19 protein-coding genes are annotated in these 24365 nt (G+C 63.7%); 11 read left to right on the top strand and 8 right to left on the bottom strand.

Translation table 11 applies throughout. The features are described 5' to 3' along the window. Positions 1-487: 487 nt before the first annotated feature. A complete protein-coding gene (locus ABC383_RS18550; RefSeq protein ID WP_413012297.1) occupies positions 488-1636 on the bottom strand; it encodes an IS481 family transposase in 1149 nt (382 codons plus the stop codon). 169 nt (positions 1637-1805) lie between these two features. Between ABC383_RS18550 and ABC383_RS18555 the strand changes: the two genes are divergently transcribed. The 4 genes from ABC383_RS18555 to sucD all read left to right on the top strand — a co-directional run bounded on the left by ABC383_RS18555 (position 1806) and on the right by sucD (position 4914). Continuing rightward, positions 1806-2177 carry a hypothetical protein gene (locus ABC383_RS18555; protein ID WP_413015835.1) on the top strand — a complete coding sequence of 124 codons (372 nt, stop codon included), beginning with the start codon at positions 1806-1808 and terminating at the stop codon, positions 2175-2177. A 61-nt stretch (positions 2178-2238) separates the two neighbouring features. Then, a complete protein-coding gene (locus ABC383_RS18560) occupies positions 2239-2802 on the top strand; it encodes a DUF2889 domain-containing protein (RefSeq protein ID WP_413015837.1) in 564 nt (187 codons plus the stop codon). Positions 2803-2841: 39 nt separating this feature from the next. After that, positions 2842-4008 (top strand): ADP-forming succinate--CoA ligase subunit beta, encoded by a 1167-nt coding sequence (sucC, locus tag ABC383_RS18565; protein WP_194713868.1) that lies wholly within the window; start codon positions 2842-2844, stop codon positions 4006-4008. 24 nt (positions 4009-4032) lie between these two features. Further along, complete coding sequence (gene sucD, locus ABC383_RS18570) at positions 4033-4914, top strand: succinate--CoA ligase subunit alpha (protein ID WP_413015838.1); 882 nt, start codon at positions 4033-4035, stop codon at positions 4912-4914. Between the two features lie 280 nt (positions 4915-5194). Here the strand turns inward: sucD and uraD are convergent, their stop codons facing one another. The 4 genes from uraD to ABC383_RS18590 form a co-directional block, all read right to left on the bottom strand. After that, complete coding sequence (gene uraD / locus ABC383_RS18575) at positions 5195-5719, bottom strand: 2-oxo-4-hydroxy-4-carboxy-5-ureidoimidazoline decarboxylase (protein WP_413015840.1); 525 nt, start codon at positions 5717-5719, stop codon at positions 5195-5197. Beyond that, the gene (gene puuE, locus ABC383_RS18580; RefSeq protein ID WP_413015842.1) at positions 5716-6663 is read right to left on the bottom strand and encodes an allantoinase PuuE; all 948 of its coding nucleotides are present in this window, start codon (positions 6661-6663) and stop codon (positions 5716-5718) included. Before puuE ends, uraD begins: the two co-directional genes overlap by 4 nt. Before the next feature lie 19 nt (positions 6664-6682). After that, positions 6683-8221, bottom strand: coding sequence for a nucleobase:cation symporter-2 family protein (locus ABC383_RS18585; protein ID WP_413015844.1), 1539 nt, complete (start codon positions 8219-8221; stop codon positions 6683-6685). A 107-nt stretch (positions 8222-8328) separates the two neighbouring features. After that, complete coding sequence (locus tag ABC383_RS18590) at positions 8329-9072, bottom strand: GntR family transcriptional regulator (protein WP_413015846.1); 744 nt, start codon at positions 9070-9072, stop codon at positions 8329-8331. A gap of 188 nt (positions 9073-9260) precedes the next feature. On the opposite strand from ABC383_RS18590, the gene uraH reads away from it, so the two are divergent. Together uraH and ABC383_RS18600 are read left to right on the top strand one after the other, a co-directional pair. Beyond that, entirely contained in the window at positions 9261-9614 is a 354-nt protein-coding gene (gene uraH, locus ABC383_RS18595; RefSeq protein ID WP_413015848.1) for a hydroxyisourate hydrolase, read from the top strand. A gap of 26 nt (positions 9615-9640) precedes the next feature. Beyond that, the gene (locus ABC383_RS18600; RefSeq protein ID WP_413015850.1) at positions 9641-10846 is read left to right on the top strand and encodes a urate hydroxylase PuuD; all 1206 of its coding nucleotides are present in this window, start codon (positions 9641-9643) and stop codon (positions 10844-10846) included. A 226-nt stretch (positions 10847-11072) separates the two neighbouring features. Here ABC383_RS18600 and ABC383_RS18605 read toward each other — a convergent pair whose 3' ends face one another. Together ABC383_RS18605 and ABC383_RS18610 are read right to left on the bottom strand one after the other, a co-directional pair. Beyond that, positions 11073-11375: an EthD family reductase gene (locus ABC383_RS18605; RefSeq protein WP_413015851.1), complete on the bottom strand. Its 303-nt coding sequence runs from the start codon at positions 11373-11375 to the stop codon at positions 11073-11075. Between the two features lie 62 nt (positions 11376-11437). Continuing rightward, a complete protein-coding gene (locus ABC383_RS18610; protein WP_413015853.1) occupies positions 11438-12139 on the bottom strand; it encodes a FadR/GntR family transcriptional regulator in 702 nt (233 codons plus the stop codon). Between the two features lie 215 nt (positions 12140-12354). Here ABC383_RS18610 and ABC383_RS18615 point away from each other — a divergent pair, with 215 nt between their 5' ends. The 5 genes from ABC383_RS18615 to ABC383_RS18635 all read left to right on the top strand — a co-directional run bounded on the left by ABC383_RS18615 (position 12355) and on the right by ABC383_RS18635 (position 22766). Further along, positions 12355-13347, top strand: a complete 993-nt coding sequence (locus ABC383_RS18615; RefSeq protein WP_413015855.1) for a tripartite tricarboxylate transporter substrate binding protein — start codon at positions 12355-12357, stop codon at positions 13345-13347. Continuing rightward, positions 13302-13826: a (2Fe-2S)-binding protein gene (locus ABC383_RS18620; RefSeq protein WP_413015857.1), complete on the top strand. Its 525-nt coding sequence runs from the start codon at positions 13302-13304 to the stop codon at positions 13824-13826. Before ABC383_RS18615 ends, ABC383_RS18620 begins: the two co-directional genes overlap by 46 nt. After that, positions 13823-15982 carry a xanthine dehydrogenase family protein molybdopterin-binding subunit gene (locus tag ABC383_RS18625; RefSeq protein WP_413015859.1) on the top strand — a complete coding sequence of 720 codons (2160 nt, stop codon included), beginning with the start codon at positions 13823-13825 and terminating at the stop codon, positions 15980-15982. Before ABC383_RS18620 ends, ABC383_RS18625 begins: the two co-directional genes overlap by 4 nt. Before the next feature lie 37 nt (positions 15983-16019). Beyond that, positions 16020-16715 (top strand): molybdate ABC transporter substrate-binding protein, encoded by a 696-nt coding sequence (locus ABC383_RS18630; RefSeq protein WP_413015861.1) that lies wholly within the window; start codon positions 16020-16022, stop codon positions 16713-16715. Between the two features lie 429 nt (positions 16716-17144). Next, entirely contained in the window at positions 17145-22766 is a 5622-nt protein-coding gene (locus ABC383_RS18635; protein ID WP_413015863.1) for a tetratricopeptide repeat protein, read from the top strand. Between the two features lie 1024 nt (positions 22767-23790). Here ABC383_RS18635 and moaC read toward each other — a convergent pair. Further along, complete coding sequence (gene moaC / locus ABC383_RS18640) at positions 23791-24294, bottom strand: cyclic pyranopterin monophosphate synthase MoaC (protein WP_413015864.1); 504 nt, start codon at positions 24292-24294, stop codon at positions 23791-23793. Positions 24295-24365: the final 71 nt, after the last annotated feature.

A 24365-nucleotide genomic window follows, 5' to 3' on the forward strand; every position in this document is an offset into this window, starting at 1 on the left:
GCCGTGTCAGCGGTGCCCGGAGCGGGAAAAGGTGCGGCGTCTGTCTGAGCCAAGCTTTAGCTTGGCGAGTTTAGCCGCGCCCCGCTACGCGGGGTACCGCTGGCACGGGCACCCCGCGTAGCGGGGCGCGATCATCGGGTCGCCTTTTTTGGTTACTTTTTTGGCGAAGCAAAAAAGTAACCCGGCCGCCGGGACGGACTCCCGGCTTGTCTCCACGGCAGTGCAGCCGCATTGCGTCACCCGGCAACGCACGGGCAGCACTGTCGGTGTTGTTGTTGACGTTGACGTTCGTATTGAAACTTCAAACTTCAAACTTTAAAAGCAACTGCTGCTTCGCAGTAACGTCTTTACGCCGGGTGAAACAACACCATCTCACTATCGTCATGACCAGGCCGGGAATTCGCCCCGGCAGGCGACCTACTTTTTTTGCTTCGCTGTATAGACCGGGGACATAGGTTACACATGTGCCGGGACATGGGTAACAGATTTAATCGTGCTTTTCGGCATTGCGCAAGTCGATTTGGCCAAATCGCTGATGCGCAAAGTACAGGTCATAAATGCCGTCCTGGCCTGACAGGGCGCGGGCCGCAATACGATGCCTGTGCAAGGCGCTGGAGACGCGAAAGCTGCGCTTGTGGAACTTCACATGCCCGTTCCACCCGACGGTCTCCACCAGGTCTTCCTGCGGATAAACAATCTCTGGCAATCGCTCGGGATAGGCCAGACGGCTTTGCCGGAACCGGGTTACCGGCGTGGCCATGCCGATGGCTTCATGCGGCCGCTCGTTGTTGTAGATCATTCGCCAGCGGTCGAATGCGTTCTGGACCTCCTCAAGGTCAACGAAGTGACGCCCGTGCAGCACATCTGCCTTGAGCGTGCGATGGAAACGTTCGTCCTTGCCATTGGTCTGTGGATGAGCCGGACGACTGTGACTGATGCGAATGCCCAGCTGAATCAACCAGATGGTGAGCTTGGTGATGCCATGCTCGTGCTGCGACGGACTGCCCCATGGAGAACCGTTGTCAGCGTTGATCCGTACTGGCATGCCGTGATGGCGAAAGGCAGTTTCCAGAGCTGCCTGCACAGTGGCAGTGTCCGGGTTCAGGCAAGCCTGCAGGACGATGTTGTAGCGTGAATGATCATCCAGCACGGTCAGTGGATGACACGTGGCCTGGCCGGTCTGGAAATGGCCCTTGAAGTCGATCTGCCAGAGATCATTGGGCTGGGCATGCTCGAAGCGCTGCCAGGCGGTGCTGTTTGCGCTTGCCTTTTCTGAGATCAAGCCATGTCGATGCAGAATCCGGGTAATGGTGCTGGGGGTTGGCACCTGGATGTGACCCTGATTGAGCAGGCTGCGATGAATCTTGCGGCCGCCCCAGGTGGGGTGTTTCAGACGCACCTTCACTACCAGCTCTTCGTTTGCCTGGCTGGTACGCAGTGGCGTATTGCAGGGTCTGCGCGAGCAGTCCTGCAGGCCAGCAGGGCCCTGCGTCATGCTGCGTTCACGCCATTTGTATCCTGTCTTGCGACTGATTCCAAAACGCGTGCATAGGGCACTGAAGTTCACGCCATCCTGCTGCGCTAGCGCCGTAAATTCTTGTCGAAGGGTCATCATGTCAACGTCTTTCCAGGGCATGGTTAGAGAATCCTTTGGCTTGATATGGAATACGCCAAAGTGTTACCCATGTCCCGGCACAGTTGTTACCCATGTCCCCGGTCTATACACTTCGCCAAAAAAAGTAGGCAAAAAAAGGCGACCCGGTGATTGCGCCCTCGCTGCGCGAGGGTCCCCGTGACGTCGGTGCATGGAGCGGGGCGCGGCTAAACTCGCCAAGCTGCGCTTGGCTCAGACAGACGCCGCACCTTTTCCCGCTCCACGCACCGACGTCACGGCGCGCTCAACGGGACCCAACTGCAACTGCCACTTCAAAAGCAACGGCAACGGCAACGGCAACGGCAACGGCAACGGCAACGGCAACGGCAACGGCAACGGCAACGGCAACGGCAACGGCAACGGCAACGGCAGAAGCAATTGCGCCGGCACCCGCGCCCGCACCCCATCACCCACCCATTCCCCTCCAAACCCCTGTTACCCCACCCATTTGCCGAAGCAACAAACAGCTGTGCTACACTCTCGGGGTTTTTTTGCAGCGCCGCAGGAGCGGCTGTTGCCGTAGAAACTGCGGCAGCGACACGCAAATGCGGCTTTTTTGTTGCCGCTCCAACCGGCATTCCTCCATGCCCCTGTCATCACCTACATCCCGCCGTGTGCTCAGGCACCGCCGCGCCATCCAGATCGACGCCTATGCGCGGGAGGATGGCCTGTGGGATCTCGACGCCCATATCACCGATATCAAGACCCGCGACATCAGCACCGCTTCCGGCATCCGTCCGGCCGGCGTGCCGGTGCATGACCTCTGGCTGCGCGTCACGATAGATCGTGCAATGAACATCGTCGATGTCGAGGCGGTGTCGGACAATGTGCCGTATCCGGGCTTCTGCAATACCATCGGTCCGGCCTATCGCGCCATGATAGGCCTGAACCTGATGAAGGGCCTGCGCCACGAGCTCAAGCAACGCCTCGGCGGCATCGCCGGCTGCACCCACCTGACCGAACTGGCGCAGATCCTGCCAACGGCCGCGGTGCAGGCCTATGCCGGCGAAGTCATACCAGTGCAGGGCGATGCTGACGTCAAGCCGTTCCAGCTCGACCATTGCCATGCGCTGCGCACCGATGGCGGCGCGGTCGCCAAGTTCTACCCGCGCTGGGCAGTCGCCCATGCGGATGATTCCACCACTTAATCCAGTCATTATTCAATCAGCGTCTGAAGGGAAGCTCGCATGAAAATCCATGAGTACCAGGGTAAAGAAATCCTCCGTAAGTTCGGAGTGACCGTTCCACGCGGCATCCCGTGCATGAGCGTCGAGGAAGCCGTCAAGGCAGCCGAAGAGCTCGGCGGCCCGGTCTGGGTCGTGAAGGCCCAGATCCATGCCGGCGGCCGCGGCAAGGGCGGCGGCGTCAAGGTTGCCAAGTCGATCGACCAGGTACGTGAATACGCCAATGCCATCATGGGCATGCAGCTGGTCACGCACCAGACCGGCCCGGAAGGCCAGAAAGTGCGCCGCCTGCTGATCGAGGAAGGCGCCGACATCAAGAAGGAACTGTACGTGTCGATGGTCACCGACCGCGTCTCGCAGCGCGTCGTGCTGATGGCTTCCAGCGAAGGCGGCATGGACATCGAGGAAGTGGCTGAGAGCCATCCCGAGAAGATCCATAAGGTGGCGATCGATCCGTCGGTTGGCCTGACCGACAAGGATGCCGACGACATCGCCGCCAAGATCGGCGTGCCGGCGGAGTCCATCGCCGATGCGCGCGCCCAGCTGCAGGGCCTGTACAAGGCTTACTGGGAAACCGACGCGTCGCTGGCTGAAATCAACCCGCTGATCCTGACCGGCTCCGGCAAGGTCATCGCGCTCGACGCCAAGTTCAACTTCGACTCCAACGCCCTGTTCCGTCATCCGGAAATCGTCGCCTACCGCGACCTGGACGAAGAAGATCCGGCCGAAGTCGAAGCTTCCAAGTTTGACCTCGCCTACATCTCGCTGGACGGCAACATCGGCTGCCTGGTCAACGGCGCCGGCCTGGCCATGGCCACCATGGACACCATCAAGCTGTTCGGCGGCGAGCCGGCCAACTTCCTGGACGTGGGCGGCGGCGCAACGGCGGAGAAGGTCACCGAAGCCTTCAAGATCATGCTGAAGAACCCCGGCCTGAAAGCCATCCTGGTCAACATCTTCGGCGGCATCATGCGCTGCGACGTGATCGCCGAAGGCGTGATCACCGCTTCCAAGGCCGTGTCGCTGTCGGTGCCGCTGGTGGTGCGCATGAAGGGCACCAACGAAGACCTGGGCAAGAAGATGCTGGCCGACTCCGGTCTGCCCATCATCGCCGCAGACACCATGGAAGAAGCCGCGCAGAAGGTTGTCGCCGCGGCCAACGGTCAATAACGAATACGCGCAGAAGGAAACACAATGTCCATCCTCATCAATAAAGACACCAAGGTCATCACCCAGGGCATCACCGGCAAGACCGGTCAGTTCCACACCCGGATGTGCCGCGAATATGCCAATGGCAAGAACTGCTTCGTTGCCGGCGTGAACCCGAAGAAAGCCGGCGAAGACTTCGAAGGCATTCCCATCTTCGCCAACGTGAAGGACGCCAAGGCGCAGACCGGCGCCACCGTGTCGGTGATCTATGTGCCGCCGGCCGGCGCTGCCGCCGCGATCTGGGAAGCGGTCGAAGCCGACCTCGACCTGGCGATCTGCATCACCGAAGGCATCCCCGTGCGCGACATGATGGAAATCAAGGACCGCATGGCCAAGTCCGGCAGCAAGACCCTGCTGCTCGGACCGAACTGCCCGGGCCTGATCACGCCGGACGAAATCAAGATCGGCATCATGCCGGGCCATATCCACAAGAAGGGCCGCATCGGCGTGGTCTCGCGCTCCGGCACGCTGACCTATGAAGCAGTCGGCCAGCTGACCGCGCTGGGCCTGGGCCAGTCCTCGGCCGTGGGCATCGGCGGCGACCCGATCAATGGCCTGAAGCACATCGACGTGATGAAGATGTTCAACGACGATCCGGACACCGACGCCGTCATCATGATCGGCGAGATCGGCGGACCCGACGAAGCCAATGCGGCCGAGTGGGTACGCGACAACATGAAGAAGCCGGTGGTTGGCTTCATCGCCGGCGTGACCGCGCCTCCGGGCAAGCGCATGGGCCATGCCGGCGCGCTGATCTCGGGCGGCGCCGACACTGCCGAAGCCAAGCTGGCCATCATGGAAGCCTGCGGCATCAAGGTCACCCGCAACCCGTCGGAAATGGCGCGTCTGCTGAAGTCCATCATGTAAGCAGGTAGCTTGAGCGGCCCGCTTGCGGGCCGCAGCAAAAAAGGCAGCGATGACGCTGCCTTTTTTTATTGCCTGAAGCGATTGGGATGCCGTGGTCGGTAGTCAGTAGGGTGCAATACCCGAAGGGCATTGCAGCAGGGGTCGCAGACCGTGAAGATATTCTCGGCCGACTTCCTTGGGTGGCCATCGGTGCAATGCCCCTTCGGGGTATTGCACCTTACGAACGCCGCACGTTTCACGCTTTGGCAATTGCGGCGCTGCTGCGATCGCAGCCTTTTCCCTAGGTCCCTTCCGTTACCGTATCCGCCAACCGGAATCCCCCGATTCTGATGATCTGCTCGATGCACTCCGCCGCCTCGACATCCTGCGCATTCTCCAGCCGCTGTGCGAAGTTCTTCAGGATGCTGTGGCGGTCATGCCCCTTCACCGCGATCACGAAAGGAAATCCGAATTTCTCGTTGTAGCGCCGGTTCAGGTCCTGCATGCGCTCGAACTCTTCCGGGCTGCACTGGTCCAGGCCAGCGCCTTTCTGTTCGCGGGTGGATTCGTCGGTCAGCTCGCCGCGCACCGCCGCCTTGCCGGCCAGCTCGGGGTGGGCGCGGATCAGACGCAGGCGTTCCTCCTCGGTGGCGCCGCGCACCGCATCGGCCATGGCGCGATGCAGCGCGTCGACGCTGGCAAACGGCCGCTTTGCCGCGGCGCGCTCGGCGACCCAGGGCGAGTGCTCGAAGATAGCGCCCAGGCGGGCCGTGAAGTCGGCTGCCGACATCGCGTTCAATGCGTTCAGGCTGATGGTGCTGCTCATGCTTTTACCTCGTAGGGGTGGGTCTCTATCCAGTGCCGGGCGATGTCGATGCGGCGGCAGATCCATACCTGCTCGTGCGACTGCACATAGTCAAGGAAGCGCTGCAGCGCGCGGAAACGGCCGGGGCGGCCGAGCAGGCGGCAGTGCATGCCGACCGACAGCATCTTGGGACGGTCCTGTCCTTCCGGGTCGCCTTCGGCATACAGCACGTCGAAGCTGTCCTTCAGGTACTGGAAGAACTGCTCGCCGGTGTTGAAGCCCTGCGGCGTGGCGAAGCGCATGTCGTTGCTGTCCAGCGTGTACGGCACCACCAGATGAGGCTTGCTGGCGCCGCCGGCGATGTGGACATCGGTCCAGAACGGCAGGTCGTCGCCGTAGTAGTCGGAGTCGTAGACAAAGCCGCCATGCTCGACCACCAGCCTGCGGGTGTTGGGCGAGTCGCGGCCGGTGTACCAGCCCTGCGGCGCAAAGCCGGTCATCTCGCGGAAGACCGCCACCGCCTCGCGCATGTGGCGCCGCTCGGTGTCCTCGTCCATGCCCTGGTAGTGTATCCAGCGCAGGCCGTGGCAGGCGATCTCGTGGCCCAGTTCCTCGAAGGCGCTGGTCAGCTCCGGGTGGCGCTGCATCGCCATCGCCACGCCGAACACGGTCAGCGGCAGCTTGCGCTCTTCGAACTCGCGCAGGATGCGCCAGACGCCTGCGCGCGAGCCGTATTCGTAGATCGATTCCATCGACATGTGGCGCGCCGGATAGGCGGCGGCGCCGACGATCTCCGACAGGAACTGCTCGGAGGCCGGGTCGCCGTGCAGCACATTGTTCTCGCCGCCTTCTTCGTAATTGAGCACGAACTGGACGGCGATGCGCGCGCCGCCGGGCCAGCGGGCGTGGGGAACGTCGCGGCCATAACCGATCAGGTCGCGCGGATAAGCTTCATGTCTGGACATAGAGTGATGGATAGTCAGGTTATTCGGCGCCGTGCGTGTTGTCGCGCGCAGCCTGTTGCGCTTGCTCGCTCGACGCCAGTCCGTTAAAGAACAGGTTCAGCAGCACCGCCGAGATCGCTGCCAGCAGGATGCCGCTGTGCAGCAGCGAGGACAGCGACTTGGGCATATGCTGCGCATAGTTTTCCGCTACCAGCGGCAGCATGCCGAAGCCGATCGATACCGCAACGATGAACTGGTTGTGGCGGTTGGTCTTGTAGTCCACGCCGGAGAGGATGCGGATGCCGGTGGCGGCCACCATGCCGAACATCACCAGGCCGGCGCCGCCGAGCACGAACTGCGGCACCGCTTCGGCCGCCTGGGCAATCTTGGGCAGCACGCCCATCACGATCAGGATCACGCCCGCGGCGACGCACACCCAGCGGCTCTTGACGCCGGTCACGCCGACCAGGCCGACGTTCTGCGAGAACGAAGTGTAGGGAAAGGTGTTGAAGACGCCGCCGATGATGGTGCCCAGGCCGTCCACGCGCAGGCCGCGGCTGATGTCGTCCTCGCGGATCGGCTTGCCCACCAGGTCGCCCAGCGCCAGAAACATGCCGGTGGACTCGATCATCACCACCAGCATCACCATGGTCATGGTCAGGATAGCGACCGGATCGAAGGTCGGCATGCCAAACTGGAACGGCGTTACCAGCGCAAAGCCCTTGGCCGCGGCCACCTTCTCGAAGCTGACCTTGCCCATGCCCCATGCCAGCACGGTGCCGGCCAGGATGCCGGTCAGCACCGCGATATTGGCCAGGAAGCCCTTGCCGTACTTGGCCATGGCCAGGATCACCAGCAGCACGAACAGCGCGATGCCCAGGTTGTCCAGCGCCGCATAGGCGGGGTTGGGAATCATCGGCGCCGGTCCGGCCGGCACGGCGGTGCCGGCTGCCCTGGCCGCTTCCACCAGGCCGGCAAAGGCCGGGTCGGGAATCTTGGCCAGGTTGGGCGGGCCGCCGACGGCCCAGTTGACGCCCACACGCATCAGCGTGATGCCGATCACGGCGATCACGGTGCCAGTGACCACCGGCGGAAACAGCTTGAGCACGCGGCTCACGAACGGCGCGATCAGCAGCGCGATCACGCCGGCGCCGATCACCGAGCCGAAGATGCCGGTCACCCCCAGCGTGGGATTGTTGGCCATGGCCAGCATCGGGCTGACCGAGGCGAAGGTCACGCCCATCATCACGGGCATCCTGATGCCGAACAGCTTGCCGAAGCCGAGCGACTGGATCACGGTAACCAGGCCGCAGCAGAACAGGTCGGCGCTGATCAGCGCCGCCACCTGCTCCGGCGGCAGCTTGAGCGCGCGGCCGATGATCAGCGGCACCGCGATCGCGCCGGCATACATCACCAGCACATGCTGCAGGCCGAGCGTGAGCAGCTTGCCGGCCGGCAGGCGTTCGTCGACGGCGGAGGGCAGGCTGGCGTCGGCAGGCGTTGCGACGGCGTCCGGCGAGGCCGGTATGGTGGCGGGCCGGTCCGGGCGCGCTGGGAAAGGTGTATGGGCTAAGGACATGCTTGTCTCCGGTTTCCAGGAAGGTGGATGGGTATTTTTATTATTGGGTTGGGGTGGTCGGGGCGGGGTGGCGTTGCCGGTTCGTCAGTGAAGAGGCATGCCGGCGCTCAGGCCTGCTCGGCCTTGCCCAGCGCGGCACGCAGGTCGAAGCGCCGCTCCGGGCGGTTCAGCATGCGGCAGGCGCATTGATCGAGATGGCGCGCCATTTCCTGCTGGGCGCGGGCGCAGTCCTTGCGTTCCAGGGCGTCGACCACGGCCAGGTGCTCGTCGAATGAGCACGGCTGCTGGCCGGCCAGCGCGTCGGCGGTGGAAATGAGCAGCGTGGTGCGCGACACCAGCCGCCGCAGGATGTCCACCACCAGCGCATTGCCCGACAGCCGCGCCAGCGCGATATGGAAATCGGCGGACAGCCTTACCCACAGCGGGCGATTGCCCTGCATGTAGGCATCGCGCTCGTCGGCGATCATCTGGCGCAGCCGGGCGAAGTCTTCCGGCCCGGCCTGCTGCGCCAGCTTCTGCACCACGCTCTGTTCCAGCGTCTGGCGCAGGTCGAACATGTCATGCGCTTCCTGCGCGTCCGGGCTGGCGATGAAGGCGCCGCGGTTGGGTTCGAGGTCGACCAGGCCGTCCGCGGCCAGCCGCCCCAGCACCTTGCGCACATGATGCCGCGCCAGGCCATAGATCTCGCCCAGCGTCTGCTCGGCCATCTTGGTGCCGGCCGGCAGCCGGTGCTCCATGATGGCGTCGTAGATTTCCAGGTACATGCGCTCTTCGGCCGATACATTGAGATCCGACGGCGCGGACTCGGACGGCGGCGAATTGGCGGCAACCAGTCTTGGGCGTGTGCTCATGTCAGGAAGGGGAGAAGGATAGCGATTTCACTGGTTGACGAGGATGCCAACCGAGGCTAGGATTGTCAACAATTTATTTCCGATTTTGTCCAACCCCTCCGGGTGAATGCAGTCTCCAGCAGAGATACGTCCCGCCCAACCGTGATACCGCCCAGGTATCAGTCCAAACCCCCAATGATGGAGCATCAATGAGCCGCTTGACGACGCACGTCCTGGATACCGCCCATGGCAGGCCGGGACAAAACATTCAACTTTCGCTGTACCGGATTGTCAACAATCAAAGGCAGCATCTGTTATCAACAAAAACCAACGACGATGGCCGCTGCGATGCGCCTCTGCTGGAAGGCGACGCTTTCCAGGCCGGCATCTATGAACTCGACTTTGCCCTCGGCGCCTATTTCGCCGGCCTCGGCATCGACCTGCCGCAGCCGCCCTTCCTGGACATGGTGACGCTGCGCTTCGGCGTGGCCGACGCCAGCCGCCATTACCACGTGCCGCTGGTGGCCAGCCCGTGGAGCTATTCAACCTATCGCGGCAGCTAAGGCCGGCGGCACAAGGAGACAAGAGCATGGAAGGTTATCTGCTGGACTGGGCCAATCTGCTGCTGCGCTGGCTGCATGTGATCGTGGCGATTGCATGGATCGGTTCGTCGTTCTATTTCGTCTGGCTCGACAACAGCCTGCGCGCGCCGATCGACGCGGCGCTGAAGGAAAAGGGCGTGGGCGGCGAACTGTGGGCCGTGCATGGCGGCGGCTTCTACAACCCGCAAAAATACCTGGGCGCGCCGCCCTCGCTGCCGCAGGACCTGCACTGGTTCTACTGGGAGTCGTACAGCACCTGGCTGTCGGGCTTCGGACTGTTCTCGGTGCTCTACCTGTTCAACCCCAGGGTTTTCCTGATCGACCCGAACGTGGCCAACATCAGCCCGACGGTCGCGGTGGTCGCCGCCCTGGCTTTCCTGGTGCTGGGCTGGCTGGTCTATGACATCGCCTGCAGGGCATTGCAGAAGCAGGAAAAGCTGCTGGCGGTGCTGGTGGTGCTGTACGTGGTGGCCGCTGCCTGGGCCGCCTGCCATCTGTTCTCGGGCCGTGCCGCCTTCCTGATCATCGGCGCCATGATCGCCACCATCATGAGCGCCAATGTGTTCTTCGTGATCATCCCCGGCCAGCGCAAGGTGATCGCCTCGATGAAGGCCGGCGAGCCGGTCAACCCGATCCACGGCCAGCGCGGCAAGCAGCGCAGCGTGCACAACACCTACTTCACGCTGCCGGTGCTGTTTGCGATGCTGTCGAATCACTACAGCATGACCTACAGCCACAAGCACAACTGGCTGGTGCTGGTGCTGATCATGCTGGCCGGCGTGCTGATCCGCCAGTTCTTCATCCTGCGCCACAAGGGCAAGCTCAACCTGGCGTACCCGTCGGTGGCGGTGGCGGTGCTGGCCGGCGTGGTGGCCTGGCTGTCGCCGTCGGCGCTCCCGTCCGCGCCGGTGCAGGCTGGCGCCGGCGGCGCGGCCACCGACGTGGTGGAACTGGCCCAGGTGCAGAAGATCATGCAGGAGCGCTGCGTGCAGTGCCATGCCGCGCAGCCGAGCATGATGCCGACGCCGGCCAAGGGCATCATGCTCGACACCCCGGAATCGGTGCGCAGCCATGCCCAGCAGATCTATCAGCAGGTGGTGGTGCAGAAGGCCATGCCGCTGGGGAACGCGACCAACATCACCGACCAGGAGCGGGCCACCATCGCCAAGTGGTTCGAGACGGGTGCAAAGTAGGTTTATGTCTTGATGCCGGACCGCTCGAAGCGGCCGGCGGTGAGAGGTGAGGGACGGCATCGCGCAGGCGGTGCCGTTTTATCTAGTGCGCCCGGCATGGGTGCTGTGCTGCCGTTAAGGATGCCGCACGGCGATTCGTCGCAGCGAGGCTAAGGCGAATGGCCGCAACGACGTGCCGGAACCAATCCGTCCGGCATCGGCACGCCGGACGGGTCGAACGGCCTTTCTAGCTGATCTCCGACACCAGCGTGGTTACGCCGCCATTGGCGAAATTCGGCAGATCCCCCACCGCGACCTTGGCCTCGGCGGAACTCATGACCTGCTGCATATGGTCCATGTCGTCGAAATAGAGTTCGGCAATCCGGTAGTAGGCCGGCTTGCTGCCGTCAGCGGTTCCCCTGACCAGCGAGAACTCGGCGCGCCGCAAGCCTTGTATCTTGGCCGCCAGCGGCAGGTGGGTGTTGGCGTAATAGGATTCGAACGCCACCGAATCGGCCGGGTGGCCGTACAGCAAAGTCAACTTCACCATCGCAGTCTCCTTTTATGTTGCCTTCTTCAATGCATGGCGATGGCCAGGACGACGTGCCTTGCCTATTCCATGCTTTCCGGGTGGAACAGATTGCGTTTTACATGCGTTAGGTGTTCGATGATCGCTTTTCGGGCCAAGGACGCATCTCGCTCGCGCAGCGCATCGACCAGCACGCGATGTTCCTGCTGATAGGCGAGCCGCCGCTCCGGCGTCAGGCTCTTGCGCTTCAACTGGCCCCATTCGGCGCGCTCCCGCACTTCATGCATCAGCCGGAACACGGTCAGCACGAAACTGTTATGGGTCGCCTCCGCGATCGCCGCGTGCAGCGCGCCATCCCAGTGTTCGAACTCCTCGAAGCTGGTCGCATCCTCGGCCTTGTTGAGGCACTGCTCCATGATGGAGAAATCGGTGCTGTTGGCATTGCGGATCGTCATCTCCACCAGCGCCGGCTCGAAGGCAATGCGCGCGTCCATCAGTTCGGCCGGGCTGGTGCCCAGGGTGGGAAGCATTGCATCGGCTGCCGGCGCGGTCTGCGCCAGGCGCTCCAGCGCGTCGGGCGCCAGGTAGGTGCCGCTGCCCACGCTCTGGGTAATCAGGCCCATTTCCTTCATCTGGGTCAGCACACGGCGCACCGTCGAGCGTCCGACCTGGAAGTCTTCCATCATCTGGCGCTCGGCCGGCAGCCTTTCGCCCGGCTGCCAGCGTCCGCGGCGCAGGTCGGCAAGCAGCATTTCCTTCAGGCGAAAAGCGGTATCGGTAGACAAGGGCGGCCAGGGTCGGGGAGGGAATGCAGATGATAATGGATGTCGGCCAGACTGACCACAGACGGAATTGTTGATTGACAATCGCACGAACCGGCTGCTAAATTGGTTCAATATTCAAACCTCATAAAACCAATTAAAACCAATCAAGCGACGCCAGCATCCAGCCGCCCTGGACCGGCGCATCAACATCATACGAAGGCGGAGGAGACACCACCATGCGCAACAACTACGCTGTACCTTTCCGGCGGGCGGCGACAGCCATGCTCGCTTCCGTGCTGCTGGCAGGCGCCGGCCACGCGCTGGCGCAGGAATACCCGAGCCGGCCGGTCAAGCTGATCGTGCCGTTCGCCGCCGGCGGACCGGCCGATGTCTACGGCCGGGCGGTGGCGCAGCGGCTGCAGGATGTGCTGAAGCAATCCTTCGTCGTGGAGAACCGGCCCGGCGCCGGTTCGCTGATCGGCACCGAGGCTGTGGCCAAGAGCGCGCCGGACGGCTACACCCTGCTGCTGATGTCCAACACCCACACCGTCAACGAGTCGCTGTTCGCCAGCAAGCCGTATGAACTGATGCGCGACTTCGCGCCGGTGGCGCCGATCAATTATTCCGACCTGGTGCTGGTGACCCGGCCGACGCTGGAAGCCGGCACCACGGCCGACCTGCTGAATATGGCCAAGGCCAAGCCGGGCGACCTGTCCTATGCGTCCTCCGGCCCCGGCACGCCGTACCACATGGCGGGCGAACTGTTCAAGGCCATGGCCGGCATCAACATTCTGCACATTCCGTACAAGGGCAGTTCCGGCGCCCGCACCGATGTGTTGAGCGGCCAGGTCGACATGATGTTCGACGCAGTGCCGACCATGGTCGTATTCGTCAGGAGCGGCCGGGTCAAGGCGCTGGCCACCACCGGCAAGACCCGGTCCCAGGTGCTGCCCAACGTGCCGACCATGGCCGAGTCCGGCGTGCCCGACTACGAGGCGGTGATCTGGCTGGGCCTGCTGGCGCCCAAGGGCACGCCGGCGGCCATCGTCAATCGCCTCAACGAGGAAGTGGGCAAGATGGCGTCCGACCCGCAGGTGGTGCAGGCCTGGGCCAAGCAGGGCGCCACGCCGATGAAGATGAGCCCGGACGCCTTCTCGAAATACATGCAGGACGACATTGCCAAATGGGCCCGCATCGTGAAAATTTCCGGAGCGAAGGCAGACCGGTGAGCCAGCCCGGCACCGTCACGCTGCTGGTCAATCGCCGCCAGTGCGAGATCGAGGCAGACCCCGACCTGTCGCTGCTGGAAGCGCTGCGCGACGTGCTGGACCTGAAGGGCAGCCGCTATGGCTGCGGCGCCGGCCAGTGCGGCGCCTGTTTCGTGCTGGTCGGCGGCCATCCGGTGCCGGCCTGCGATACGCCGCTGTGGGCCGTGGCCGGCAAGGCCGTCACCACGGTGGAAGGGCTGGGCAGCCCGGACGCGCCGCATCCGCTGCAGCAGGCCTTCATCGCCGAGCAGGCGGCCCAATGCGGCTACTGCACCTCCGGCATGCTCATGTCGGCCGCCGCGCTGCTGCGCCGCCATCCTGCTCCCAGCGAGCAGCAGGTGCGCGAGGCGCTGGAGCGCAACCTGTGCCGCTGCGGCGCCCATAACCGCATCGTGCGCGCGGTGCTGCGCGCCGCCGCCGCAATCGGTGGCCAGCCATGAACATGGCCTATGTCAGCGCCACCGAGGGCCAGAGCCTGGGACCGCCGCTGCCGGGCAGCATGCAGCGCAACCGCCGGCTGTGCCAGTGGCTGCGCTTTTCCGCGCAGGGATACGTTGACGTCCTGTCCGGCAAGGTGGAACTGGGGCAGGGCATCCTGACCGCGCTGGCGCAGATCGTTGCCGAAGAGCTGGACCTGCGGCTGGACCAGGTGCGCATGATCCCCGCCAGTACCGCCACTAGCCCGGACGAGGCGGTGACGTCGGGCAGCCTGTCGGTGCAGGAATCGGGCGCGGCGCTGCGCTGCGCCGGCGCCGAAGCCCGCCATCTGTTCATCGAAGCCGCGGCCGCGCTGTTCGCTTGCGCGCCGGCGGACCTGCGCACGGTCGACGGCGACATCATCCATGCCGACGGCCGCCGCAGCAGCTACTGGGCGCTGGCGGAAACGGTCGACCTGGACCGCGAGGCCAGCGGGCTGGTTGTGCCCAGGGACGCCAGCGCCTACCGCCTGGTCGGCCAGGCCGCCGCCCGGCTGGACCTGCCGGCCAAGGTGTTCGGCCTGCCGCACTTCATCCATGACATCGCGCTGCCCGGCATGCGGCATGGGCGCATGCTGCGTCCGCCCGGCCCCGCCGCGCGCCTGGTCTCCGGCGACGCTGCCGCCGCCGCGCTCGAGAGCAGGGAAGCGCAACTGGTGTGCGACGGCTCGCTGGTGGCGGTGGTCGCCGCCAGCCAGCACCTGGCCGAGCGCGCCGCCGCGCTGGCGGCGCCGCTGCTGGCCTGGCAACTGTCGCCCGCGGCGGCGCCGCTGCCCGACCGGCACGACCTGGCCGGCTGGATACGGCGGCAGCCCGCGCAGTCGGCGCCGATTGCCGCCAGCGAAGGCGGCCCGGCCGCCGCGCCGGCAGCGGCCACCCTGTCGGCCAGCTACGGCAAGCCCTATATTGCCCATGCCTCGATCGCTCCTTCCTGCGCGCTGGCGCTATGGGATGGCGCCCGCCTGACGGTCTGGACCCACAGCCAGGGCATCTACAACCTGAGGAAAGACCTGGCGCTGGCCTTTGCGCTGCGGCCGGACGACATCACGGTGCAGCATGCGCAGGGCGCCGGCTGCTACGGCCATAACGGCGCCGACGATGTCGCCTACGACGCCGCCTGGCTGGCGCGCGCCATGCCCGGCGTGCCGGTGCGGGTGCAGTGGTCGCGCGCCGACGAACTGGCCTGGTCGCCGTTCGGCCCGGCCATGCTGGTCGACCTGGAAGCCGATGTCGACGCCAGCGGCGCCGTGCTGGACTGGCGCCACAGCGTGCGCGGCAATGGCCACAGCAATCGCCCCGGCCGCGCCGCCACGCCGGCACTCCTGGGAAGCTTTCATGCGGCCGAGGCGTTCCCGCCGCTCTTGGCCGTGAATGCGCCGCTGGCGGCCGGCGGCGGCGCCGAGCGCAATGCCCAGCCCTGCTATGACTTCCCGTCCTGGCGCGCCACCGGCCACCGCCTGCTGACCATGCCGCTGCGCACCTCGGCGCTGCGGGCGCTGGGCGCGCTGGCCAATGTGTTTGCCATCGAGTCCTTCATGGATGAACTGGCGCTGGCGGCCGGCCGCGATGCGCTGGAATACCGCCTCGCCCATTGCGGCGATCCGCGCGCCCGCGCGGTGCTGCAGGACGCCGCGCGCCGTGCCGGCTGGCCGGGCACGCAGCTGCCGCCGGAGCGCGGGCTGGGCATCGGCTTTGCCCGCTACAAGAACACCGGCGCCTGGTGCGCGGTGGTGGCCGAGATCGAGGCGGGCCAGGAGATCCGGGCGGTCAGGCTGACCATCTCGGTCGATGTCGGCACCGTGATCAATCCGGACGGCGTGATCAACCAGATCGAGGGCGGCGCGATCCAGGCATGCAGCTGGGCGCTGAAGGAAGAGGTCGCCTTCGACGACGAGCGGGTCACCAGCGACAGCTGGGAGACTTACCCCATCCTGCGCTTTTCGGAGGTGCCGGCGGTGGACGTGGCGATCATGCCGTCAAACGCGCCGTCGCTTGGCGCCGGCGAGGCCGCGCTCGGGCCGACTGCCGCGGCCCTGGCCAACGCGGTGGCGCGCGCGCTGGGCGTACGGGTGCGGGAGCTGCCGCTGACGGCGCAGCGCATTACCCGGTTGCTGCTGTGAATGCCGGCAGCGGGAACAGACAATCAAAGGAGAAAAGATGGATGTGCATATTCTGAGCGGCGGCGCCGCGCAAGGCGTGGTCAAGGCATTGCAGGAAGCGTTTCGCAGCGAGACCGGGGCCGGCATCGCCGGCACCTTCGGCGCGGTCGGCGCGATGAAGGAAAAGCTGCTGACCGGCGCGCCCTGCGACGTGCTGATCCTGACCCAGGCGCTGATCGCCGAACTGGAAGCCTCGGGCCGGGTCATGCCCGGCAGCGCCGCGCCGCTGGGCCGCGTGAAGACCGGCGTCGCGGTCAAGCGCGGCCAGCCGCGTCCGGATGTTTCCAGCGCCGACGGCCTGCGCGCCGCGCTGCTGGCGGCGAAGGGTATTTATTTCCCCGACCCGCAGAAGGCCACTGCCGGCATCCACTTCATCAATGTGGTGAAACAGCTGGGCATCCTGGCCGATGTGGAAAAGGCGCTGCGGCCATTCCCGAACGGCGCTACCGCCATGGCCCAGATGGCCGCCTGCGACGAGCCGGGCCTTCTGGGATGCACCCAGGTGACGGAAATTCTCTACACCGACGGCGTGCAGCTGGTGGCCGCGCTGCCGACGGAGTTCGAGCTGGCAACGGTGTACACGGCAGCGGTATGCAGCCGGGCGGAAGAGCCGGAACTGGCGAAGAAGCTGGTGGCGATGCTGGGCGGGGAGGGGTCGAGGGAGGTGAGGCAGAGCGGCGGGTTCGAACTATAAGGCAGGCTCGCTTTCTGCATCGCCGCGCTGGCTGATCTGCCCGGCGGCTTCCTGTCGCGTGGTCCGCTAGCGATAGTCGGGCCATGTGCACTGCGCATCCCCCTATGCGCGCAGGCTCATCCGGGCATGGACTGCGCCGCTGCAAATCCAGCGGTCACGGTCGCTGCCGATGGCTTGCCATTTCTGTTCCTTTTCCGCACGTGCGGCGCTGTCACAGCACAGCTGCTGCAGATATGTCTATTTGTGCTCACACCATACGGAAATTTTTCTCCGTACCCCCCACGTCATTCAACCAAGGCTCACCTGCAGTCACATACGCGGCTTCGCGCTGACGCCCGCCATGAGCGCCGCGTGCCGTCCCGAGCCCGGCAGTCTGGCTGGGCGTCGCACCTTTCCTGAACTGCAGTCCTTTGCTGGAGACGCCGTCATATGGCCACCTTTTCCTCCGCGGCAGGCATATCCATGCAGCGTGCCTCCCTTCCGCTGGCCGACGTAGACGCCGATCCGACTGCGCGCCCCGGTGAGTGGCCGCCACTGGCGTTGGCTTCCCGGACGCCATCGGAACTGCAGCCGTTCATGCCGCTCGCCGAAGCCGGCCGGCCATATCCGCTGCCGGACACCACGCGGCCAGTGCTGATTTCCGGTAACGCAGGCACGGCTGCCTCATCCTCGCCATACATAGCCAGGCACGCATCCACCTTGCGCGACACGCCACCGAAAAGTGAGAGGGAGGACAGCGGCAGCGCCGACAGCGACCCGGGCGACAAGGACAGCGATGCCGAGCAGGCTTCGCTTGGCGACAAGGACAGTGATGGCGATGACAGCGGTCGCGCCGACTCTGTCGTCGGCGAGCGGGACGATGCCGGGGAGAACGGCGCCGCACCGTGCTTTACAGGGCACGCCACCCAAGGCGCGGTCCAGCAGGACAATACCACCCCTGACGATGGCGACGCCGACAGCGATGCCGACATCGACGATCTGCTCGCCAGGGTCCAGCCGGGTGCCCAGGCCAGCGCCACAAATGACCGGCCCGCATCAAGCGCTGCCGCATCCTCCGCCTTCACCGGCGCCAACCAGATCCCGCCCGGTCAGATCGTCATCGGCAAGTTCCTCGCCAGCGGCGCCTTCGGCATGGTGTATCGGGGCACCTGGGGCGACATTGACGTGGCGCTGAAGAAGATCGACTACGAGCATGCCCGCCAGCGCCTGGAGCTCAGTCCCGAGGAAGTCGCCGAAGCACTCGAATGGGAAGTAGCCCGTCTGGCCACCACCCACCATCCCAACCTGGTCCAGTTCCACGGCATCTGCCATAAGGAGGGCGCGCCTTATCTGGTTCTGGAGTTCTGCCATAACGGCAGCCTGCAGGGCGCGCTGCGCAAGGGCGTCGACGGCGGACCGATTCCCGTATCCCGCCTGTGGCAATGGATGATGGAAATCAGCCAGGCGCTGGCGTATCTGCACAACCAGGGCATGCTGCACCGTGATCTGAAAGCAGAGAACGTGCTGATCGACCAGTACGGCCGCGCCAGGCTGGCCGATCTCGGCGTGGCCCAGGTCGATGCCCTGCTTGCCTCGACCGAGGCACACGCGGTCAATCAAGGCTTGCAGGACATGGACTTCATCGCGCCGGAAAACGTTGGCGCCGGCCGCAACCGCCATAGCAGCAAGGCCACCGACATCTATGCGCTGGGGGTCGTGTTCTGGCAGATGGTCAGCCGCGGCGACCGACCCACTCCGTGGCAGGACGTGGCCAGGCAGGACCCGGAGTACCGCGCCATCAAAAAGGGCGAACGAATGCCCATGCCAGACGACTGCCCGCCCCTGTTCCGCAAACTTATCCGCGCCTGCTGGCATGCCGACCCGGCAAAGCGTGCCGGCATCGCCGAGGTGCTCAAGCAACTGCAGGACATGGCCCCCGCCATGCATCCGGAGCATGCGCTGGTGGGCCTGACCTGGCACCTGGAGCAGGCCCTGCATGCAAGGCGCGAGGATGCGCGGCATTACGTACCCAGCCAGTTCACGCTGCAGCCCATCGAAGGTTCGATCGAAGCGTATTGGGAACGGTTCGAGCAGGATGGCGGCAAGGGCGAAATGCACAATCCGCCGCGGATGCTGCAAGGGGTGCTGGAGGACTTCATGGCCGAGCCGGGCGGCGGTGCGTTGCTGCTGCTGGGCGAGGGTGGCCTGGGCAAGACGCTCAGCACCTACGTTCTGGCCGATCGAATCCAGCAGCAGTGGTGGCTGTATTTCGCCGATCCCGGCAAGCATCCGAAGCCGAAAACCATCCCGGTCTTCATCCGCAGCCATGTGTCGGCCTGGACCTATGCCGGGCTGAAGAATGCCTGCACCAACATTCTTGGCTCCGACAGCTTGCGGTCCCGCGCAGTCACGCCGCTGGTGTTCGTCGATGGCTACGATGAATGCCGCTTCGATGACAATGCCCCCGGCAATCTGGCCCTGCACCTGGGGCTGCCAGCCGACGCCAGGCTTATCGTCACCTGCCGCCCCGACACCGTGCCGCAAGACCAGCAGCAAGAACGCTTTGCCTTCGAAAGCAGGCTGCAAAGCTGCCACTATCTGTCCTTCAACACCAGCCAGCTGCTGGCCTATCTGAAACAGCATCTGGCTTGGGATGAAGCGACCTATCGCGGCTATGAAGCCAAACTGCGCGCATCAGCCGACCTGCGCGCCGCGCTGCGCAATCCGTTTGTGCTTTATCTGCTGTGGCAAAGCTGGGAAACGGTCAGCAGGAAACCGCTGGAAGGACTGAGCCGCCCGGACATTTATGAAGGCTTCATCGAGCACATGGTCAATACCCGCCAGAACTTGCTGGAAGGCGAAGTGCTACAGACACTGCAATCGGGTCATGCCACGCTGCCGGCGAGCTTCCAGGCCTTTGCCAACCAGACGGCCCTGCTGGCAGCCGAAGGTCAGGGCACGATGCTTGCGCGGGCCGACGGGCACAAGACCGGCTCACCCTGGGCTGCTCTGGAAGCGTTGGCGCAAGAACAGGCGCAACAGGTCTACCGGGAGCGCCAGACCAGGCTGGAAGGTTTGAGCCCCGAAGCGAGAAAAGAACAGGCACGGCGCATGGTGCTGACCGAAGAAGACTACACGCGACTGCGCCAGCAGAAGGCAACGCAGTTCGCTGCCGCCCTGCCGCTGCGGCCGCGCGCCGGCGCCCTGGAATTCATTCACAAGTCCGTGTTTGAATATTGCCTGGCGCAGGGATTATTGGGCTTGCTGGAGGAGGGTGCAAAGCGTCTCACATTAGAGGCGCTGGAGGAGATGACGAACTGGATGAGGAAGTCCGCGCCGGAAGCGCTGCTGATGATGCGTGCGCCCATGGCGGCGCAAAGAGCGGCCGGAACCCCGGGCGCGGCCGAGCCGACGACAAGGCAACAAATTGCCGAGGCCAAATTGCTGGTCGCGATATCAAGGGTGCTGGTAGACCGCGAAATGTATGGGGATGCGTTGGATATGCAATTCCACCTGCTGGCAATTTGCAAAAAGATGTTCGGCCTGGAGCATGCCGATACCGCCCAGGCTTACTTCAACATAGGCATGTCGCTAGGGACGCAAGGCAAGATTGAGCAGGCGCTGGCGTACCACCACGAAGCGTTGACACTGCGAGAGAAAGTGGTCGGCAGCGAGCATCCCGACACCGCCGATTCGTGCAATTGGATTGCCGTCCTGCTAGCGGATCAAGGCAGGTATGACGAGGCGACGGGGTACTTCGAGCGGGCCTTGGCTACGCTCGCGAAGGTTCGCGGCAGCGACCATCCCGATATTGCCCCGAAATACATTAACTTTGGATTGCTGCTTTCGAACAAAGGCATGCATCAGAAGGCAATGGAATATTACCTGAAGGCGCTTGCGATCAAGGAGAAGGCTTTCGGTAGCGAGCATATCTCTTGCGCCACGATCTATAACAACATCGGTTCCCTCTATAGGGAGCAAGGCAAACTTGATGAGGCAAGGGTGGAATATGACAAGGCGTTAAAGATTCGCGAGAAGTGTCTTGGCAATAAGCATAGCGACACCGCCGTGTCGTATAACAATATTGGACACCTGCTACAGGAACAAGGCAAGCCTGAGGAGGCTTTGGAAAAATTCCGTAGTGCGTTGACTATCCAGGAACAGGTATTCGGCGTCGACCATCCCACCACCGCCACTTATTACGGCAACATTGGCTCTGTGCAGCAATCTCTGGGCAAGCATGAGCAGGCGCTGGAGGAACACAGCAAGGCATTGGCTATCCGTCTGAAGGTTTTCGGCAGCGAGCATCCCGACATTGCCCTGTCATACAGCCTCATCGCCAGATCGCTACAAGAGCAAGACAAGCACGATCAGGCGCTGGAGTATTACCGCAAGGCGCTCGATATCCGCCAGACGGTTTTCGGCCGCCAGCATCCCGACACTGCACACTCGCTTTACAATATTGGCGCCCGGCTGAGATCACAAGGCAGCTATGATCAGGCAATGAGGCACTTTCAAGAGGCGCGGGAGATCCAGGAACAAGTCCTCGGCGAGGAGCATACCGACACCGCCAACACCTACGAATTCATCGGCATGCTGCTGGATGATCAAGGCAGGTTTGACGAGGCGAGAAAATACTACGACAAGACCCTGGCCATTAGTGAGAAGGTATACGGCGTCTGGCACGCCACGACCGCCGATGCCTACAATAACATCGCCGTCCTGCTCATGAAGCAAGGCAGCCATGACGAGGCAATGAAGTTCCACGTCAAGGCGCTGGCCATTCGCAAGAATGTGCTGGGCGCCTGGCATACCAATACCGCCATGTCATACAACAACATTGGCTCGCTGCTGAAGGCGCAGGGGGCGCATGAGGCGGCAATGGAGAACTACCGCGATGCGCTGGCGATTTACGAAAAAGTTTGCGGCAGCGAGCATTCCAATACTGCCCGGTCGCATAACAACATTGGCCTCCTGCATCTGAAGCTGGGCAATTATGAGCAGGCAAAAGAGTCGCTCGGCAGGGCATTGACGCTGCGCGAAAAGGCCTTGGGCAGCGAGCATATCGACACTGCCATGTCCCATAACAACCTTGCTTGCCTGCTACAGGAGATGGGCGAGCCTGAGCAAGCAGTCAAACACTTCGAGAGCGCGATTCCTGTCCAGGAAAAAGTGCTCGGCATGGAGCATATCGATATCGCCCGCACCTGCTCCAACATGGGCAATCTGCTCAAGGAGCTGGGCCGGTTCGACCAGGCACTGGTGTACTACCGCAAGGCATTGACAGTCCAGCAAAAGGTGTACGGCCCTGAACATGCCGAAACCGCCGCGAGCTATGGCTTGATTGCCTTGCTGCTACGGGATCAAGGAAATCATCAGCAAGCGCTGGCGAACGCCATCCAGGGGCTGGATATCGAGAAGAAGGTGTTTGGCGCCCGGCACCCCGACACCATCTACGCCTACTGGCTCGTCGGCGATCTGCTCCATGCTCTTGGCCGGTATCAGCAGTCGATGGAGACCTACCAGCGGGTGCTGGAAATTTGCGAAAAGGAGTTTGGCGCCAGGCATAACAATTGCGCCGCCTGCCACCACAAAATTGGCCATACACTCAAGTCCTTGAGGAGGAACCAGGAAGCGCTGGCACACCTTTGCATCGCGCTCTCAATTTGTGAGGAAGAGCTTGGCGCCAGGCACCCCGATATTGCTGCGTCCTGCAACGATATCGGCGAGACGCATCAAGCGTTGGGCGACCGGGCGCAGGCGCTCGCACACTACAGGAAAGCCCTGGACATCGCAGTCGAACACGCCGATCCCGCAGCCGAAAAGTACCGGCGCAATGTCCAGTCGATGCCGGAGTCACGACAGGATCACGACCACAGGGCGCACGACCACCAGGAGCACAATCATGAGGATGCCGGCGCCAGGGACACCGGCCACAAACGCTCTGCTCGCAAGAGTGTCGGCCGGACCGGTTTGAGCCCAAAGAATTCCAGCCGCAAGGACGCCGACCAAAAGAGTTCCGGTCGCAAGGGGCAGGGCAACAAGGATTCCGACAAGTGCGTGGTGTCCTGAATAAGCCAGGTGAGCTCAGGTTTGGTTTGCATTTGGAGCGCCTGACAAAAACTCGTCTGTCCAGCTGCGCCCGGCCATGCAACACGGTGGCCAGCGAATGCCTGGTATGCGGAATTTCCCGCTGGATCGCGGCGGGCGAGGGAACGCTTTCCTGCGAAAGGATACCGGCGTTGATCAGCGGGGTCATGCGGCTTCCTGATGAATGCCAAACGGTGGGCGCCTATCCTCGTTTGCCTGAACCCGCCCGTGAACTTTTTTAAAGGTCAGTGTTTGAAGGTCAGACTCGAGTCCGACGACTTCCACGACTTCCACCGTTACCGTTTTAACCTGGAAATGCCCGCCTCAGGCGGGTAGGGATTTGGCAACGTATTGGCCAAGCAAGCTACTGCACTGTTTGCCGGGACAAAGGCAATACCGGATATTTGGCTTCAGGCGTTTGAATTTTCCATGCCTATTCCCGCCCGGCCTCTCCCCTGAATTTGTAGTTCTTTGTCGGATACTCGATTAAATGGCGACGTCTTCCTCTGCTGCGAACAATGCAGCGATCCGCTCCTTCACCCCCACCGGCTAACCGTTGGACAATCCACACGTCAATCCATCCGCCCTCAGCGGGGTGCCTGTGCTGACCAGCTTGGCGAATCAAAAGACCTCAGTTCTGCAACAGTCTCAGCCGCCGGATCGGACTAACCGCCAGAACCCGCCGCCCGTCTCCAGCGGACCAAGCCTGGTAGCGCGGGCCGCGAGCGGACTTGACCCGTCCGTGCAGGGTAAACCCAGGCGTGCCTTCGTCCTCCCGAACCAGGGAAGGGAAAGCGAGAGCGAGTCCAGCGGCGAAGCCGATGGCGATAGCGAGCAGGGGCGACAACTGGACCACGGCGGGCTGGGCGCACAGACCACGTTCACTGGGGAAGAAGGCAGCGCCGACAGCGACCTGGGCGCTGAGGCGAGCGATGCCGAAGACAGCGGCAGCGTTAAAGGCGTTGGCAGCTGCCGGCCAGAAGCCGGCCGCCAGCACAGGGAGGCATCAGCCCTGCGCCACCCAGTCCCCCGACTTCCCGCCATGTTTCTCCAGCACCTTCACATCCGTCATCACCATCCCTCTGTCCACGGCCTTGCACATATCGTAAATGGTCAGGAGGCCCACCTGCACCGCGGTCAGGGCTTCCATTTCCACGCCGGTCTTGCCGGTGGTTTCCACCCGGGCAGTGCACAGCACCTGGTTGCGGCCTTCGTCCGGCGCGAAGTCGACCGTCACGCGGGTCAGCGCCAGCGGGTGGCAGAGCGGGATCAGGTCGCTGGTTTTCTTCGCGGCCATGATGGCGGCGATGCGGGCGATACCCAGCACGTCGCCTTTCTTGGCGGTGCCCGACAGGATCTGCGCCAGGGTTTCCGGGCGCATCCTGATCACGCCGGAGGCGAGCGCGATGCGGCGGGTGTCGGCCTTGGCGCCGACGTCGACCATGTGGGCCTGGCCGGCGGCGTCGAAATGGGTGAGGGCGTTGGCGGCTGCTTCTTGGTCGTGGCTCATGGTGATGGAATGCTTGGGAGAGTGGGGTGGTTGAACGTTGCCGGGCGGGGGGTATCATAGCACCGTGCATT

Source organism: Noviherbaspirillum phoenicis (genome assembly GCF_047237965.1).
Taxonomy (GTDB): domain Bacteria; phylum Pseudomonadota; class Gammaproteobacteria; order Burkholderiales; family Burkholderiaceae_D; genus Noviherbaspirillum_A.